Origin of the sequence: Nonomuraea fastidiosa (assembly GCF_042751225.1) — a bacterium.
Lineage (GTDB): Bacteria > Actinomycetota > Actinomycetes > Streptosporangiales > Streptosporangiaceae > Nonomuraea > Nonomuraea fastidiosa.
The window spans coordinates 3,002,374-3,018,286 of the sequence record NZ_CP170570.1; the positions used below are offsets into that span (position 1 = coordinate 3,002,374).

At 69.6% G+C, this 15,913-nt stretch carries 14 protein-coding genes and 1 pseudogene; 11 read left to right on the plus strand and 4 right to left on the minus strand.

Annotated elements, in window-relative coordinates:
- Positions 1 to 41: 41 nt before the first annotated feature.
- Positions 42 to 428 carry a DUF5318 family protein gene (locus tag ACFMQL_RS13695; protein WP_364064568.1) on the minus strand — a complete coding sequence of 129 codons (387 nt, stop codon included), beginning with the start codon at positions 426 to 428 and terminating at the stop codon, positions 42 to 44.
- Between the two features lie 132 nt (positions 429 to 560).
- Here ACFMQL_RS13695 and ACFMQL_RS13700 point away from each other — a divergent pair, with 132 nt between their 5' ends.
- Positions 561 to 1,151, plus strand: a complete 591-nt coding sequence (locus ACFMQL_RS13700) for a PadR family transcriptional regulator (RefSeq protein ID WP_364064570.1) — start codon at positions 561 to 563, stop codon at positions 1,149 to 1,151.
- A gap of 13 nt (positions 1,152 to 1,164) precedes the next feature.
- Positions 1,165 to 2,244 (plus strand): inositol-3-phosphate synthase, encoded by a 1,080-nt coding sequence (locus tag ACFMQL_RS13705; protein WP_378785837.1) that lies wholly within the window; start codon positions 1,165 to 1,167, stop codon positions 2,242 to 2,244.
- A 125-nt stretch (positions 2,245 to 2,369) separates the two neighbouring features.
- Here the strand turns inward: ACFMQL_RS13705 and idi are convergent, their stop codons facing one another.
- Positions 2,370 to 2,954, minus strand: coding sequence for an isopentenyl-diphosphate Delta-isomerase (gene idi / locus ACFMQL_RS13710; protein ID WP_364064575.1), 585 nt, complete (start codon positions 2,952 to 2,954; stop codon positions 2,370 to 2,372).
- Positions 2,955 to 3,032: 78 nt separating this feature from the next.
- Here idi and ACFMQL_RS13715 point away from each other — a divergent pair, with 78 nt between their 5' ends.
- Complete coding sequence (locus ACFMQL_RS13715) at positions 3,033 to 4,319, plus strand: MFS transporter (protein WP_364064577.1); 1,287 nt, start codon at positions 3,033 to 3,035, stop codon at positions 4,317 to 4,319.
- Here the strand turns inward: ACFMQL_RS13715 and ACFMQL_RS13720 are convergent.
- A complete protein-coding gene (locus tag ACFMQL_RS13720; RefSeq protein WP_364064758.1) occupies positions 4,296 to 5,696 on the minus strand; it encodes a CCA tRNA nucleotidyltransferase in 1,401 nt (466 codons plus the stop codon). The two genes, ACFMQL_RS13715 and ACFMQL_RS13720, sit on opposite strands and share 24 nt — an antisense overlap.
- Positions 5,697 to 5,850: 154 nt before the next feature.
- Here ACFMQL_RS13720 and ACFMQL_RS13725 point away from each other — a divergent pair, with 154 nt between their 5' ends.
- The 8 genes and pseudogenes from ACFMQL_RS13725 to trxA form a co-directional block, all read left to right on the plus strand.
- Positions 5,851 to 6,375 (plus strand): YbaK/EbsC family protein, encoded by a 525-nt coding sequence (locus tag ACFMQL_RS13725; RefSeq protein WP_364064579.1) that lies wholly within the window; start codon positions 5,851 to 5,853, stop codon positions 6,373 to 6,375.
- A gap of 20 nt (positions 6,376 to 6,395) precedes the next feature.
- Positions 6,396 to 8,555 (plus strand): Bbp16 family capsid cement protein, encoded by a 2,160-nt coding sequence (locus tag ACFMQL_RS13730; protein WP_364064582.1) that lies wholly within the window; start codon positions 6,396 to 6,398, stop codon positions 8,553 to 8,555.
- Positions 8,552 to 10,156, plus strand: a complete 1,605-nt coding sequence (murJ, locus tag ACFMQL_RS13735; RefSeq protein ID WP_364064584.1) for a murein biosynthesis integral membrane protein MurJ — start codon at positions 8,552 to 8,554, stop codon at positions 10,154 to 10,156. The genes ACFMQL_RS13730 and murJ overlap by 4 nt, the downstream gene beginning before the upstream one ends.
- Positions 10,157 to 10,322: 166 nt before the next feature.
- Positions 10,323 to 11,843, plus strand: coding sequence for a protein kinase family protein (locus ACFMQL_RS13740; RefSeq protein ID WP_364064586.1), 1,521 nt, complete (start codon positions 10,323 to 10,325; stop codon positions 11,841 to 11,843).
- Positions 11,844 to 11,858: 15 nt separating this feature from the next.
- Positions 11,859 to 12,494 (plus strand): RNA polymerase sigma factor SigM, encoded by a 636-nt coding sequence (gene sigM, locus ACFMQL_RS13745; RefSeq protein ID WP_378785838.1) that lies wholly within the window; start codon positions 11,859 to 11,861, stop codon positions 12,492 to 12,494.
- Complete coding sequence (locus ACFMQL_RS13750) at positions 12,484 to 13,515, plus strand: hypothetical protein (RefSeq protein WP_364064591.1); 1,032 nt, start codon at positions 12,484 to 12,486, stop codon at positions 13,513 to 13,515. Before sigM ends, ACFMQL_RS13750 begins: the two co-directional genes overlap by 11 nt.
- A 204-nt stretch (positions 13,516 to 13,719) precedes the next feature.
- Positions 13,720 to 14,652: a thioredoxin-disulfide reductase gene (gene trxB / locus ACFMQL_RS13755; protein WP_364064593.1), complete on the plus strand. Its 933-nt coding sequence runs from the start codon at positions 13,720 to 13,722 to the stop codon at positions 14,650 to 14,652.
- Between the two features lie 10 nt (positions 14,653 to 14,662).
- Positions 14,663 to 14,974: pseudogene (gene trxA, locus ACFMQL_RS13760) on the plus strand (thioredoxin); the annotation flags it as partial.
- 191 nt (positions 14,975 to 15,165) lie between these two features.
- On the opposite strand, the gene ACFMQL_RS13765 reads toward trxA, so the two are convergent.
- Positions 15,166 to 15,783 (minus strand): GNAT family N-acetyltransferase, encoded by a 618-nt coding sequence (locus ACFMQL_RS13765; RefSeq protein ID WP_364064598.1) that lies wholly within the window; start codon positions 15,781 to 15,783, stop codon positions 15,166 to 15,168.
- Between the last annotated feature and the right edge of the window lie 130 nt (positions 15,784 to 15,913).

Below are 15,913 nucleotides of genomic sequence, written 5' to 3' on the forward strand. Positions count from 1 at the left end.
AAACGGCGGTCGGGCGTGAGGCTGCTCGCCGCCCTCGGGTTTCACGCTTGATCGACGAGGTCAGGCGGTCCGTTCCCGAGGACGTACGAAACCGTCAGGTGATTCCAGGAACAACCTTGGCAGACCTCGACAACGTACGCCCGGAACTCATCGTAATCATGGGCCATTGCGGCGAGTTCTGCCGCGACCTTTGCCTGACCGGCATGCCGTCCGAGCGCATCGCCATAGACGAAGGTCACCTCGGTGACGTTCCTGCTCTCGCAGACCGGGCAGGGGCGTTCGGTCGGCTCGCCGAAGTGGCGGGCGGCGCGAAGGAGGTAGGGCTGCGCGTCACAGACGTCGCGGCGCGACGACCGGCCGGCGCGAAGGGAGCGGACCACCGCCCTTTTCGCCAGGCCGTAATCCACCACCCCTCTCTGCGACCGCATGAGCGCCACACTACGGCGTTTCCGAGCTTGATCCCAACGACTTGGCGATTCGCCGATTGCCGCGATATAGCGCCGCGACGTATCCTCGTGATGTATCGGCTCGATACATCGACGCGAGAGGGGGCGGTTCCAGTGGCCAGCGGACAGGGCAGGGTGCTGGAACTGGCCGTGCTCGGGTCGCTGCACGAGACGCCGCTCCACGGCTACGAGCTGCGCAAACGGCTCAACGCCCTGCTGGGGATGTTCCGTGCGTTCTCCTACGGGTCGCTGTACCCCTGTCTGCGATCGCTTCTCGCTCAGGGCCTCATCGCCGAGGAGCAGCCGGCTCCTTCCACGATCGTCGGCGGCAGATCGAAGATCGTCTACAAGCTGACGGCCGAGGGCAAGGAACGGCTGCAGGAGCTGCTCACCCAAGCCGGGCCGTCCGCCTGGGAGGACGAGAGCTTCGGCGTGCACTTCGCGTTCTTCCGGCACACGGAGGCCGAGGTGCGCCTGCGCATTCTCGAAGGCCGTCGCAGCCGTCTTTTGGAGCGACTCGACGCGGTGCGCACCGCGCTGGCACGCACCAGGGAGCGACTCGACAGCTACACGCTCGAGCTGCAACGCCACGGACTCGAGTCCGTCGAGCGCGAGGTGCGCTGGCTGAACGAGCTGATCGCAACTGAGCGTCGGGCCTCGTCGGAAGGCGGGCCCGAGAGAGATACCACGTCAACTGATGAGTAAGGGAGCGAGTGCGATGGGTTCGGTTCGCGTGGCCATTGTCGGCGTCGGCAACTGCGCGTCGTCACTGGTCCAGGGCGTTCACTACTACAAGGACGCGGATCCGGGCACGCGAGTCCCGGGCCTGATGCACGTGAAGTTCGGCGACTACCACGTGGGTGACATCGAGTTCGTCGCCGCGTTCGACGTGGACGCCAAGAAGGTCGGCCGCGACCTGTCCGAGGCGATCGTCGCGAGCGAGAACAACACGATCAAGATCTGTGACGTGCCCCCGACCGGGGTCACCGTGCAGCGCGGTCACACCTTCGACGGCCTTGGCGAGTACTACCGCGAGATCATCGAGGAGTCCGACGAGGACCCGGTGGACGTGGTCCAGGTGTTGCGCGACAACAAGGTCGACGTGCTGGTGTCGTACCTGCCGGTGGGCTCCGAGGAGGCCGACCGCTTCTACGCGCAGTGCGCCATCGACGCCGGGGTGGCCTTCGTCAACGCGCTGCCGGTCTTCATCGCCTCCGACCCCGAGTGGGCGGAGAAGTTCACCGAGGCGGGCGTGCCGATCGTCGGCGACGACATCAAGTCGCAGGTCGGCGCCACCATCACGCACCGCGTGCTGGCCAAGCTCTTCGAGGACCGCGGGGTCGAGCTGCTGCGCACGTACCAGCTCAACTTCGGCGGCAACATGGACTTCATGAACATGCTGGAGCGCACCCGCCTCCAGTCGAAGAAGATCTCCAAGACGCAGTCGGTCACCTCGCAGATCCCGCACGAGATGGCCAAGGCCGACGTCCACATCGGCCCGTCCGACCACGTGCCGTGGCTGGACGACCGCAAGTGGGCCTACGTCCGTCTGGAGGGCCGCTCCTTCGGCGACACGCCGCTCAACCTGGAGTACAAGCTGGAGGTCTGGGACTCCCCGAACTCCGCCGGCATCATCATCGACGCCGTGCGCGCCGCCAAGATCGCCCTCGACCGGGGCATCGGCGGTCCGATCTTGTCGGCGTCCTCCTACTTCATGAAGTCGCCGCCGCAGCAGTACTCCGACGACGAGGCCCGCGAGTACGTCGAGAAGTTCATCAGGGGCGAGGTCGAGCGCTGACCCGTCACACGCTCCCGACGGCGCCGTGACCCCTCACATCGAGGGGCGCGGCGCCGCTCCATGTACGGCCCCGGCCCGCGGCGCCACCCGGGCATTCAGGCCCGATCGGCTTGACTGCCGCGTGCTCAGCCCCTGGCGGCGGGCGGCAGGCCCTCAGGGCTGGCCGGCTGCCAGGCGAGCGGGTCGGCGCCCAGCTCCACCAGCAGCGGCACCTGCTCCCTGCACCACGGCGAGATCGCCAGCAGGCCGTTCTGGGCGCCCTCGGCGAACTCCTTCCACGGCATCCAGCACGTCTCCCCCACCTCGTCGGGGTTCGGCGTGACGGGCGCGTCGACCGTGACCCGGTAGACCGGGCAGAGCTCGTGCTCGACGATGCCGTTGGCCATCACCGCCCGGTAGGAGAAGGAGGGCAGCATGAGGTCTGCGCTCTCGACGACCAGGCCCAGCTCGTACGACAGCCGGCGCACCACCGCGCGGTCGAGCGGCTCGCCCGGCAGGGGATGGCCGCAGCAGCTGTTGGTCCAGACGCTGGGCCAGGTCAGCTTGTGATCGGCCCTCCTGGTGAGCAGCACCCGGCCGTCCGAGTCGAAGACGTAGCTGGAGAAGGCAAGATGCAGGGGGGTCTCGCGGCCGTGCACCGACGACTTGGGCGCGGTGCCCAGCGCGTGACCGTCGCGGTCGACCAGCACGACGTGTTCCTCGCTCGTCACGCTTTGAAGCGTACGTGATCATGAGTACCACTTGGAACCCCATAAACCCGGCCGGCAGGCGCGGGCTAGGCTGACGGCGTGTCTTTCGTCGCCGATCTCCGCACGGTTCTGCGGGGCAGGGACTTCAGGCGGCTGTTCGGCACCCGGCTGGTCTCGCAGTTCTCCGACGGCATCTTCCAGTTCGGGGTGACCGGGTTCGCCTTCTTCAGCCCCGAGAACCAGACGACCGCCATCGAGGTGGCGGCCGGGCTGGCGGTGCTGCTGCTGCCGTACAGCGTGCTCGGACCCTTCGTCGGCGTCTTCATCGACCGGTGGTCGCGGCGGCAGATCCTCATGGTGGCGCCGTTCGTGCGCGGCGCGCTGCTGCTCGTCGCCGCCGCCCTGGTGGCCTCCGACGTGCCCGACCCCGCCTTCTACGCGGCCGCGCTGGCCGTGCTCGGAGTCAACCGGTTCTTCCTGGCCGCGCTCGGCGCGTCGCTGCCGCACGTGGTGCCGCCGGAGCGGCTGATCTCGGCCAACGCGGTCGTCCCCACCTCGGGCACGGTCGTCACGTTCGTCGGCGCGGGCGTCGGTTTCCTGCTGCGCGAGATCTTCGGCGGCGATGACAAGGGCGTGGCGCTGCTGCTCGTCACCTCCGGCGTGGTGTTCGCGCTGAGCGCCCTGGTCGCGCGGACGATGGACCGCGACCTGCTCGGCCCGTGGCCCGACCCCGACCGGCCGCAGGCCCGCCAGGAGCTGCGTAACGTCGTCACCGGCCTCATCGACGGCGCCCGCCACCTGCTGCACCACCGGGTGGCCGCCGCGACGCTGGGCGCGATGGCCACACACCGCTTCCTGTTCGGCATGTGCACCGCGCTCGGCATCATCCTCTACCGCTACTACTTCACCGACGGCGACGCCGAGGCCGCGCTGCGCGGGATCAGCCTGGTGGTGGTCGCCGCCGGCGTCGGCACCGCGATCGCGGTCGTCGTCACGCCGTACACGACCGAGTGGTTCGGCATCGAGCGCTGGGTGCAGATCGCGCTGGTCTCGGCCGGGGTGCTGACCGCGGCGCTGGTGCTGCCGTTCCAGGAGTGGGGGCTGCCGATCGCCGGGTTCGTGCTGGGGCTGGCCGGGCAGAGCGTGAAGATCTGCGCCGACACCACCGTCCAGCGCGACGTGGAGGACATCTACAGGGGCCGCGCCTTCTCCATCTACGACATGCTCTTCAACGGCATGTACGTGCTCGCCGCGGCCCTGTCGGCGGCGATCCTGCCGCCGGACGGCAAGTCGTACGCCGCCGTCGCGATCATCTCGCTCGGCTACCCGCTGGCGGCGCTCGCCTACCGGATGGTCACCGCGTCAGCGCGCTCCGAGGTCGGTTGACCGCGCCCACTCCAGCAGCGCCTCGGTGGCGGCCTCCTTGCCGATCACGCCCTTGTCGAGCCTGAGGTCGAGCAGGAACTTGTAGGCCTTGCCCACCACCGGGCCCGGCCCGATGCCGAGCACCCGCTGGATCTCGTTGCCGTCGAGCTCGGGGCGGATCTTGGCCAGCTCCTCCTCCTCGGCCAGCCTGGCGATGCGCTCCTCCAGGTGGTCGTAGGTGCGCGAGAGCGCCGCCGCCTTGCGCTTGTTGCGGGTGGTGCAGTCGGCCCTGGTCAGCTTGTGCAGCCGGGTGAGCAGGTGGCCGGCGTCGCGGACGTAGCGGCGCACGGCGCTGTCGGTCCACTCCCCCGTGCCGTAGCCGTGAAAGCGCAGGTGCAGCTCCACCAGGCGGGAGACGTCGGCGACGACGTCCTTCGGAAAGCGCAGCTCGGTCAGGCGCTTCTTCGTCATCTGCGCCCCGACCACCTCGTGGTGGTGGAACGACACCCGCCCGCCCGGCTCGTGGCGGCGCGTCTTGGGCTTGCCGACGTCGTGCATGAGCGCCGCCCAGCGCAGGATGCGGTCGGGGCCGTCCTCCTCCTGCGCGATGGCCTGGTCGAGCACGGTCAGTGTGTGCTCGTAGACGTCCTTGTGCCGGTGATGCTCGTCGATCTCCAGCCGCAGCTTGGGCAGCTCGGGCAGCACGTGGGCGGCCAGCCCGGTGTCGACCAGCAGGCGCAGGCCGTCGCGCGGGCGGGCGCCGAGAATCAGCTTGTCGAGCTCGTCGCGGATGCGCTCGGCCGAGACGATCTCGATGCGGTCGGCCATCGCGGTCATCGCCGCCACCGCCGCACGATCGACGGTGAAGCCGAGCTGGGAGCTGAACCTGGCCGCGCGCAGCATGCGCAGCGGGTCGTCGCCGAACGACTGCTCCGGGGTGCCCGGCGTGCGCAGCAGGCGCGCCCGCAGGTCGTGCATGCCGCCGAAGGGGTCGACGAACTCGTGCGACGGCAGCCGCACCGCCATCGCGTTGACCGCGAAGTCGCGCCGCTCCAAGTCCCCTTCGAGGGTGTCGCCGTAGATGACGTCGGGCTTGCGCGACTTGGGGTCGTAGGACTCGCTGCGGTACGTCGTGATCTCGATCAGCCGGTTGCCCTTGCGCAGGCCTACCGTGCCGAACTCGATACCGATCGTCCACACGGCGTCGGCCCAGTCTCTGACGATCTCCAGCACCCGCTCAGGGCGCGCGTCGGTGGTCAGGTCGAGGTCGTTGCCGCTGCGCCCGAGCAAAAGGTCGCGTACGGGCCCGCCGACGAGGGCGAGCTCGTGGCCCTGGGCGGCGAACAGGCGGCCGAGCTCGTCGGCCACGGGGGCGATCTTGCGGAACAGGTCGTTCATGGCCTGCTGCTGGCTTTCGGTCAGAGTTGCGTCGGACAAACTGAGATCGGCCTTCTTGTGCGCTTCCGGAACATATCCCCCGAGCCACACCAGGTCCGGGTTACCGTCGGTCTTGGGACCGTCGGGGGCACGTGAACCAGGCAAGGAGGACTATATGAAGGACGCCCTCGCGCTCCACCGCTGGCTCCTCGCACACCAGGTCCATCATGAGATCGTACGCCTTCCGCGTCCCATGACTTGCGCCGAAGAGCTGCCGGAGACGGTCTACGCGGCGGCCGGGCGCTGCCTGATGGTCACCGTGCTCGAGGTCACGACCAGGGTCGGCAGCGAGGTCGTCATCGCCGTCACCACCCCCGTCTCCGCGCCGCCGAGACCCGGCGTGGTCGGCGGTCTGCTCGGCGCCCGCCAGGTGCGTCCCGCGCCCGCCCACGTGGTCAACGCCGCCACCGACTACGCGCACGGGCTCGTGTGCCCGCTGCTGCTGCCCGCCTCGCTGCCGATGCTCATCGACGACCGGATCCGCGAGGATCGTGAGCTCCTTTACACGCCCACCGGTGAGCGGCATACCGCGCTCGCCATGAGGGCGCTCGACCTGCTGGCCGTCCTGCCGGGAAAGATGGTGGATCTACGGGGCGCGCGCCACCGAGGACCGCGTGCGGCGGTCGCGGGACGGCACTGAGCCCGTACCATTGCGGGCGTGTGTCGTCCTCGTCCCGCCCGGGCCTCGGCGTGATCCGTAAGGCCACGCTACTCGCCGCGCTGTCCGCCGCGTTGCTCTCCCCCACGCTGGCGGTCACGCCCGGTGAGGCTGCCGTGACGCCCGCCGTGACGGAGGTCAGGCGGCAGACCCTCGCCGTGTCCATCGCCTCGATCACGCCCGAGGTGCCCAGGAGCCTGACCGACGTCATCAAGATCACCGGCACCGTGCGCAACGACACCGGCGCGGCGATGTCCGGCTTGCAGGTGCGCCTGCGCTACAGCGCGCAGCGCTTCACCGACCGTGCCTCGCTGGCCGCCTACCAGTCCAGCCAGGACAACGCGACGCTCCCGGTCAACGTCTCCACGCGCAACTCGTTCCAGAACCTCGAGCCGCTCAACGCGGGCGCCACCGCGCGCTGGGAGATCACCGCCACGCCCGCGCAGCTCGGCCTGCGCGAGTTCGGCGTCTACCCCATCGCGGTCGACGTCGCCCAGTGGAGTGTGCCGATCAGCGCGCAGCGCACGTTCCTGACGTACGCGCCGCCCACCGAGCCGCGGCCGCCGCGCAACAAGCTGGCCATCGCGCTGCCCATCATCGACCAGCCGCGCAGAGCCACCGACGAGGATCCGGAGGCGCCCGGCAAGGGTCCGCTCTTTCTCGACGACAAGCTGAACCAGGCGCTGTCGGGCCGTGGCCGCCTGGCCGACCTGCTGCGCATCGCGCAGTCCGTGCCGAGCAGCGTCACCTGGGTGGTCGATCCCGCGCTGCTCGACGATCTCCACGCGATGACCCAGGGCTACGAGGTCAGGACGAAGGGCGGCAAGCGGTCGCAGCCGCCGAGCGCCGCCGCCTCGCAGTGGCTGACGAGCATGCGCACCTCGCTCGCCGCCTCGCCGGTGATCGCGCTCCCGTACGCCGATCCCGACGTCGCCGCGCTCGCGCACCAGGGGCTCGACGCGCAGACCGCCAGAGCCATCCAGCTCGGCGGGCAGAAGGCACAGCAGCTGCTCAGCACCAAGGCCAAGACCAACCTCAACTGGCCGGCCGGCGGCGTGCTCGACCTCGACGCGCTCGACCTGCTCGCGGTCAGCGGCGTCGACACCGTGCTGCTCGACGCCAAGAATCTCCCGCCGCAGCAGGCGGTCGCCATCACGCCCGACGCCGCCGCGACGCTCGACTCGGTCAACGGCCCGGTGAAGGCGCTGGTCGCCGACCCCGGGCTGAGCCGGCTGTTCGAGCCGGCCGCGCCCACGTCGCAGGCGCTGACCAGGCAGCGGTTCATCGCCGAGACCGCGGTGATCGCCACCGAGCCGGGCCAGACCAAGCCGAGGTCGCTGGTCATCGCCCCCTCCCGGCGCTGGGACCCCAACCCGTCGCTCGTCACCTCGCTCATCAAGACCGCGGGGCGGCTGCCCTGGCTGCAGCTCACCACGCTGGAGTCGCTCAAGCCGGCCAAGACGTCCGTGCCGCGGGCCGGGCTGACCTACACCGATCAGGACCGCAAGCAGGAGCTGTCCGGCAAGTACCTCGGCTCCGTCAAGAAGTCGTGGCGCATGGCGCAGCTGCTCTCCAGCGTCACCACGGACCGCGCTCCGTCCGCCTACGACTCCGCCGTGCTGCGCCTGACCTCCTCGGCCTGGCGCGACAGGACCCGCACCGCCCGCGGCGCGGCGAAGATGGTCAGCACCGCCGTCACCAAGACCACCGACAAGGTGCAGATCTTCGGCGTGGGCGGGCCGCGCACCCTCGCGGGCAGCAACGGCGTGGTGCCCATCAGCGTCAAGAACGACATGGGCCGCCCCATCGCCCTGTACATCGACGTCAAGTCCGACAATCCCGAGCTGCTGCAGGTCAGCCTCACGCAGGAGACGCGGACGATCGGCAGCGGCCAGAGCACCACGTTCCAGGTGACGATGAACGCCACCCCCGACACCAGCGGAGACGCCACGGTGACGGTGCAGCTCAAGACCGCCGACGGCCAGCCCTACGGCAAGCCGCAGCGGCTGACGATCCGCACCACCGGCTACACCGGCATCGCCCTGGTCATCGTGGGCGCGGCACTGACCGTGATGCTCGCCGCCGTCGTGACGCGGCTGCTGCGGCGCAGGTCCGAACGGAAGCTCGCACGTGCCAAGACCCGGGAGAGTGAGACCGTATGAGCCGCATGCTGCGGGCCGGCGCCATCATGGCGGCGGGCACCATGGTGTCCAGGGTCACCGGTTTCGTACGGACCATGGTGCTGGCCTACGCCATCGGCACCAAGGCGCTGGGCGACGCCTACAACGCCGCGTACGCGATCCCGTACAGCATCCTCGACCTGCTGCTGCTCGGCGTGCTGAGCAGCGTGATCGTGCCGATGATCGTCCGGGCCCAGCAGCACGACGCCGACGGCGGACGGGCCTACGAGCAGCGGCTGCTGACGCTCGCCACCGTCGCGCTGGCCGCGGTCGCCGCGCTGGCCGTGCTGGCCGCGCCGCTGCTCATCGACCTCTACACGGTCTGGGACCCGGGCAGCAGGGAGTTCGAGGTCGCGGTCATGCTGGCCAGGTTCATCCTGCCGCAGCTCGCCTTCTTCGGCGTGGGCGCGGTGGCCGGCGCCATTCTCAACACCCGTGACCGCTTCGGCGCCCCCATGTGGGCCCCGGTCGTCAACAACCTGGTCGTCATCTGCGTGTTCGCGCTCTACGCGGCGGTCGGCTCCGGCGACGACGTCGCGGCCGTCACCAACGCCGACCTGGCGCTGCTCGGCCTCGGCACCACGGCGGGCATCGTCGCCCAGGCGTCGGTGCTGATCGTGGCGCTGCGGCGGGCGGGCTTTCAGTTCGTGCCCCGCTTCGACCTGCGCAACGCCCGGCTCGGCGAGATGGCCAAGGCCGGCGTCTGGACGATCGGCTACGTCGTCGTCACCCAGGCCGGCTTCATGCTGACCACCAACCTGGCCAGCGCCGCCGGTGACGTGGTCGAGGGGCACGGCATCAGCCCGTACACGCTGGCGTTCCAGCTCTTCCAGCTACCGTACGGCGTGATCGGCGTCTCCGTGATCACCGCCATGCTGCCCAGGATGAGCCGGGCCGTGGCCGACGGCCGGTTCGACGACGTGCGGGCCGAGTTCGGGTCGAGCGTGCGGCTGGTCTGCGCGCTGATGGTGCCGGTGTCGCTGCTGCTCATGGTGGTCGGGCCGGCGATCACCGTGCCGATCTACGGCCACGGCGCCAACTCCGTTGCCGACGCCGTCTACATCGGCAACGTGCTGCAGGTCTACGGGCTCGCGCTGATGCCGTTCGCGATCTTCCAGCTGCTTTTGCGGGTCTTCTACAGCTTCGGCGACACCCGCACCCCCGTCTTCATCGGGGCCGGCACGACCGCGACGAACGCGCTGCTCATGGTGATCGCCCACCTGGTGCTGCCGCCCCGGTACGCGGTGATGGGGCTGGCGCTGGCGTACGCGGTGGCGTACGCGCTGGGCGCGGTCCTCGCGTGGTGGCTGGCCGCCCGCCGGGTGCGGGGCCTCGACGGCTGGGCCATCGGCATGGCGATGACCAGGATGTACCTCGCGGCGCTGCCCACCGCCGTGCTGGCGCTCGCGACGGTCTGGGTGATCACGACCGCCTTCGGCGGCCTCGACTTCCTCAACTCCGTGATCGTCCTGGCGGTCGGCGGCGGCCTGGGGCTGTTGCTCTATCTCGGCGTAGCCCACAGAATGCGCATCCCAGAGGTCAACTCGATCGTTGGGATGGTCGCAAGGCGGGTAGGTCGGTAAAGAACGCGGGCGGAATCTCCTCGGCACTACCATGGAGGCCGACACGCGCGAATGGAAGCAGGAGGGGCGTGGGCGGATCCACCCGGCATAGCGTGCCTTCGTGGGACACGACCACGCAGGTGAGTCAGACCATGAGCACGCCCGATCGGCCAAGCGGAGTGAGCCAGTGAGCAGCACGTCGGCCGTCGCACCCGGCACCCGTCTCGCCGAGCGTTTTCGGCTGGAGGACCGCGTCAGCGAGTCCGACGGCGCCACCCTGTGGAAGGCCATCGACGAGATCCTCGCCCGTCCCGTCGCCGTCCACACGTTCGCGCCCGACTTCCCGCGCGTCCACGAGGTCGTCACGGCCGCCCGCGCGGCGAGCCGGCTGACCGATCCGCGCCTGACCCAGGTCTTCGACGCGGCCGAGGACGACAAGCACGCCTACGTCGTCAGCGAGTGGGTCACCGGCGAGTCGCTGACCGACCTGCTCGCGGGTGGCCCGCTGGAGCCCGAGCGCGCCGCCGGGCTGGTCGCCGAGGCCGCCGAGGCGCTCGCGCACGCCCACGAGGCGCACCTCTACCACCTGTGCCTGCGCCCGTCCCACCTGGTGTGGACGACCGGCAACACGGTCAAGGTGCTCGGCGTGGCCGTCGACGCCGCCATGTACGGCCTGACCACCGACCAGCCCGCGCTCGACGACGCCGAAGGGCTCGGCCGCCTGCTGTACGCGGGCCTGACCGGCCACTGGCCGGGCGACGAGGAGGAGGGCGGCCTGCCCGCCGCCCCGATGACCGACGGCCACTTCTGCACGCCCCGCCAGGTCACCGCGGGCGTGCCCAGCTACCTCGACACGGTCACCGTGCGCGCCTGCCTGCCGGAGTCGCGCAGGGGCCAGGGCGCGCTCGCCAGCCCCGCCGAGGTGGCCGACGCGCTGGCCGACGTCGCCAGGCCGATGCCGATCCCCATCACCTACCCCTCGACCCCGGCGGTGGCCGCCGCCACCCACACCGAGGGCCTCGACATCGCGCATCGGCAGCAGGCCGCCCCGCCTCCTCCCCTGCCGCCGGTGCCGCAGTACCGCCCGGCGGGCGGTGGCGGCAGCAAGCTCAACCGCGTGCTGATGACGCTCGTGGTGCTGCTCGTGATCGCCGCCGTCGGCGTGGGCGCGTGGACGATCGGCCGCAGCCTGGGCAGCCCGGCGACGTCCCCGACGGCCAGCGCCAGCCCCTCGGCGTCGCCGTCGCAGACCGTGCAGGTGCAGGCGGTCAAGCCGGAGAAGGCTCAGGGCTTCGACCCGCTCGGCGACGGCGACGAGAAGCCCGACCTGGCCAAGCTTGCCATCGACGGCAAGCCGAGCACGTTGTGGAAGACCGAGACCTACACCAGCGCCGACCTGGGCCGCCTCAAGGACGGTGTGGGCCTGTTGCTCGACATGGGCAAGTCCCTGCAGATCAGCGACGTGGTCGCTACGCTGTCCGACGCGCCGGGCGCGACCGTCGAGCTGAAGGTGGGCGACGCGCCCGAGCTCAGTGCGCTCAAGACGGTGGCCACGAAGAAGAACGCCGCAGGTAAGACCACCCTCGCCCCGGAACAACCGGTAACCGGCCAGTACGTTTTGATCTGGTTTACGCGCGTTCCGACGGATGCGGGCACTTTTCATGGCACCATCTATGAGGTAGTGGTGCACTCTCCCGGATCGGCATAATCAGGAATCTCTCTTGTGAACTCCCCACCCGAGACACCCTCAGCAGCGGAGCAGCAGGCGCTCACAGACGCCGAGCTGCTGGCCGCACATATCAACGGGGATCCACGCGCCTTCAGCGAAATCGTCAAGAGACACCGCGACCGCATGTGGGCGGTCGCCCTGCGCACGCTCGGCGACCCCGACGAGGCCGCCGACGCCGTGCAGGACGCCTTCGTCTCTGCCTATCGCAAGGCCGCCACGTTTCGCGGCGAAGCGGCCGTCACCACCTGGCTGCACCGCATCGTGGTCAACGCCTGCCTTGACAGGATGCGCCGTAAATCCGTACGGCCCGTCGCCGACGACGAGCTGATCGAGGCGGCGGAGCGCGAGACCCCGCTGCCCGACCAGACCGTCGAGCGCGAGGTGTCGATGGAGGTTTCGGCCGCGCTGAAACTGCTGCCCGCCGACCAGCGGGCCGCGCTCGTGCTGGTGGACATGATGGGCTACTCAGTCGAAGACGCAGCTCAAGTGCTGCAAGTGCCGAGTGGCACGGTGAAGAGCCGGTGCGCCCGAGGGCGCGCGAAACTTGCCCCAATTCTTTCGCATCTGCGGAACCGAACCACCCTCAATCGCGTCTCATCCGCGAAGGGAGCAGAACTTCGTGACGGGTGATACGCACTACGATCTGGACACTCTCGCCGATTTGGCCGAGGGTCTCCTGGACGCCGACACGGCACGCCAGGTCCGCGGGCATCTCGCGGTCTGCGACCCCTGCGGGGAGCTACTGGCTGACCTGGCGGCGGTTCGCGAGGTGCTGGCCGCGACGCCCACACCGGCCATGCCGATGGGTGTCGCACTGCGCATCGACAAGGCGCTCGCCGCCGAGGCGGAGTCCCGGCGCGCCGGAGGTGTCGGCCTCGCGGAACCACCGGACTGGGATGAGCTCATGCGGGACGCCCCGTGGGAGCGCCCGGCGGAGGTCTCCGAGCCCGTGCGGCTCGTTCCCGAGCCTGCCCGGCTTGAGGAGGTCTCCGAGCCCGTACGGCTGGAGAAGGCTCCTGAGCCCGCGCGGCTCGAGGAGACCGCTGAGCCCGCGCGGGACGAACCCGCCGGTGCCCCTGAGCCGGTCCGGCTCGGCGTGGTCGCCGACGACGGCACGATCGTCCCGGCCAAGAGCCGGTCGATCCGGCGGCGCCGCTGGGCGGTGCCCGCGGTCGCGGCCGCGGCCGCAGCCGTCGTGGCCGGCACGGTGGTGGCGGGCACGAGCCTGCTCGCCGCGGGCGGGCAGACGCCCGCCGAGCCCGCGCCCGTGGCGCTGCCGCCGCAGACGTCCGCCGCGGAGCCCACGCGGAGCGCGATCCGTGCGACCCCGTCGGCTCGGGGCTACGCGCTGACCAACAGCGACCACAACTACAGCGACCCCGAGCTGCGCCTGCCTCTTGAGGGCTTCCTGGCTCCGGCTCCTGCGCTGCACGGCGACTCCAACGACGCCGACAAGGTCAGCAAGTGCGTCGCCGCGGTCTCCAACCGCTCCAAGCTCGACGTCTTCGCCGTGGACCAGGGCCAGTACAACGGCCAGGAGGCGCTGGTGGTCGCGAGCTGGAAGAACCAGGCGACCAAGAGGATCCGCATCGACGTCGTCGATCCGTTCAACTGCAAGAACCTGCGCAAGCCCGCACTGGGCCGCTGGTAGACCTGAGGTCCGGCCGGGCCCCGCTCGCGGGCCCGGCCGCGACACTCGGCGTCGTTTCACCGTCCTGGCCGCGTGACCCCATGTCAGAGCCCGCAGTTCGCGGGCTCTTTCGTTTGCACCGGCGTTGTGGGGTGGGGCGGGAATCACTGCGGCCTAGGATCTGTTGTCGCCGGTGGCATCGACAGACGAGGAAGGCGTGGAGCGTTGAGCGACGTTCGTAACGTGATCATCATTGGTTCCGGCCCTGCCGGTTACACGGCGGCCGTCTACTCCGCTCGTGCCGAGCTCAAGCCGCTTGTCTTCGAGGGCTCCGTCACCGCGGGCGGCGCGCTGATGAACACCACCGATGTGGAGAACTTCCCCGGGTTCCCCGACGGCATCATGGGCCCCGACCTGATGGACAACATGCGCAAGCAGGCCGAGCGGTTCGGTGCTGAGCTGATCGCGGACGACGTCGTCGAGGTCGATCTGCGGGCCAACCCCAAGGTGATCAAGACCCACACCGACACCTACTACGCCAAGTCGGTCATCCTGGCCATGGGCTCCCGCTACCGCGAGCTCGGCCTGGACAGCGAGAAGCGGCTCTCCGGTCACGGCGTGTCCTGGTGTGCGACCTGTGACGGGTTCTTCTTCCGCAACAAGGACATCGTGGTCGTCGGCGGTGGCGACACCGCGATGGAGGAGGCCAACTTCCTGACGAGGTTCGGTCGCATGGTGACGGTGGTGCACCGCCGCGACACGCTGCGGGCCAGCAAGATCATGCAGGACCGCGCGTTCGCCAACGACAAGATCCGCTTCGTCTGGGACTCCGAGGTCTCCGACGTGATCGGCGACGCCAAGGTCGAGGCGGTCAAGCTGCGCAACGTCAAGTCGGGCGAGGAGAGCGAGCTGGCGACCGACGCGCTGTTCATCGCGATCGGCCACGAGCCGCGCACCGAGCTGGTCAAGGGCCAGATCGACCTCGACGAGAACGGCTACATCAAGGTCGCCCACCCCTCCACTGCCACCAACATCGAGGGCGTGTTCGCCGCCGGCGACGTCGTCGACCACACCTACCGCCAGGCCATCACCGCGGCCGGCACCGGCTGTGCCGCCTCGCTCGACTCCGAGCGCTGGCTGGCCAACAACGAGAAGTAAGGAGCGCACCGTGAAGGCTGTCACCGACGCCAACTTCGAGTCCGAGGTCCTCAAGAGCGACAAGCCCGTCCTGGTCGACTTCTGGGCCGAGTGGTGCGGCCCGTGCCGTCAGGTCGCGCCCATCCTCGAGGAGATCTCCAAGGAGCACGGCGACAAGCTGGAGATCGTCAAGCTGAACATCGACGAGAACCCCGAGGTTCCGCGCCAGTTCGGTGTGCTCCAGATCCCCACGATGAACGTCTACAAGAACGGCCAGGTCGTCAAGCAGATCATCGGCGCCAAGCCGAAGGCCATGCTGCTGCGCGAGCTCGAGGGCATCATCAGCCGGCTCTCGGCGGTGGTCCGCCGCTCGGGGGACGCGTTGCGCCCTGCCGAAAGCCCCTCGTGGTCGTCAACCGCGAGGGGCTTTCCCATGCGAGGGCCCGCGTCGGACGTCACGGGGCCGCGTCAGGCGAGGCCAGGACCGAGGACGGTCAACCGCCGCCGGGGGCTTCTGCGGGGCTGTGAGGGCCGTCAGACGGGACGGAGAGCCCGTTCCGGACTCATATGGCCCAGAAGGCGTTCGAGGGCCACCTCGACGTCCTCACGCCACGAGACGGCGGTCTTCAGTTCCAGCCGCAACCGCGGGAAACGCAAATGCGGACGCACCGTCTTAAACCCCACAGAAAGCAAGTAATCCGCTGGAACTACGCAACTAGGCTCTTCCCACTTCAAGTCCCCGAAAGCTTCAATGGCTTTCACCCCGCGCCGCGTCAGGTCTTTGGCCACGCCCTGGATCAGCATGCGGCCGAGCCCGCCACCTGAGAACTCGGGAATGATGTGGGCCGTCATCAGCAGCACCGCGTCGGCGCTGACCGGCGAGGTCGGAAAGGCCACCGAACGCGGGCTGTAAAGGGGCGGGCTGTAGAGGACGAACCCGGCCGGCACCCCGTCGACGTACACGATCTTGCCGCAGCTGCCCCATTCCAGCAGCGTGCTGGACAGCCACGCCTCCTTCTCCAGCGCCGGGTCGCCGGCGTCGAGCGCCCGCTCCCCGTTGACGGGATCCAGCTCCCAGAACACGCACCGCCGGCAGCGGCGAGGCAGATCATCAAGATTGTCCAGGGTTATGTTGACCAGCCGGCGCGACAACTACCGCTCCTATCGTTGACCCGGAAAAGCGCGCGAAAACCGCGTCCACAGGTGGCATCGTAGCCCAGTACAGATGTCGTCAGCGGACACCACGACGGTCCAGCCCGGTCACGGGCGACATGTCCGTCTG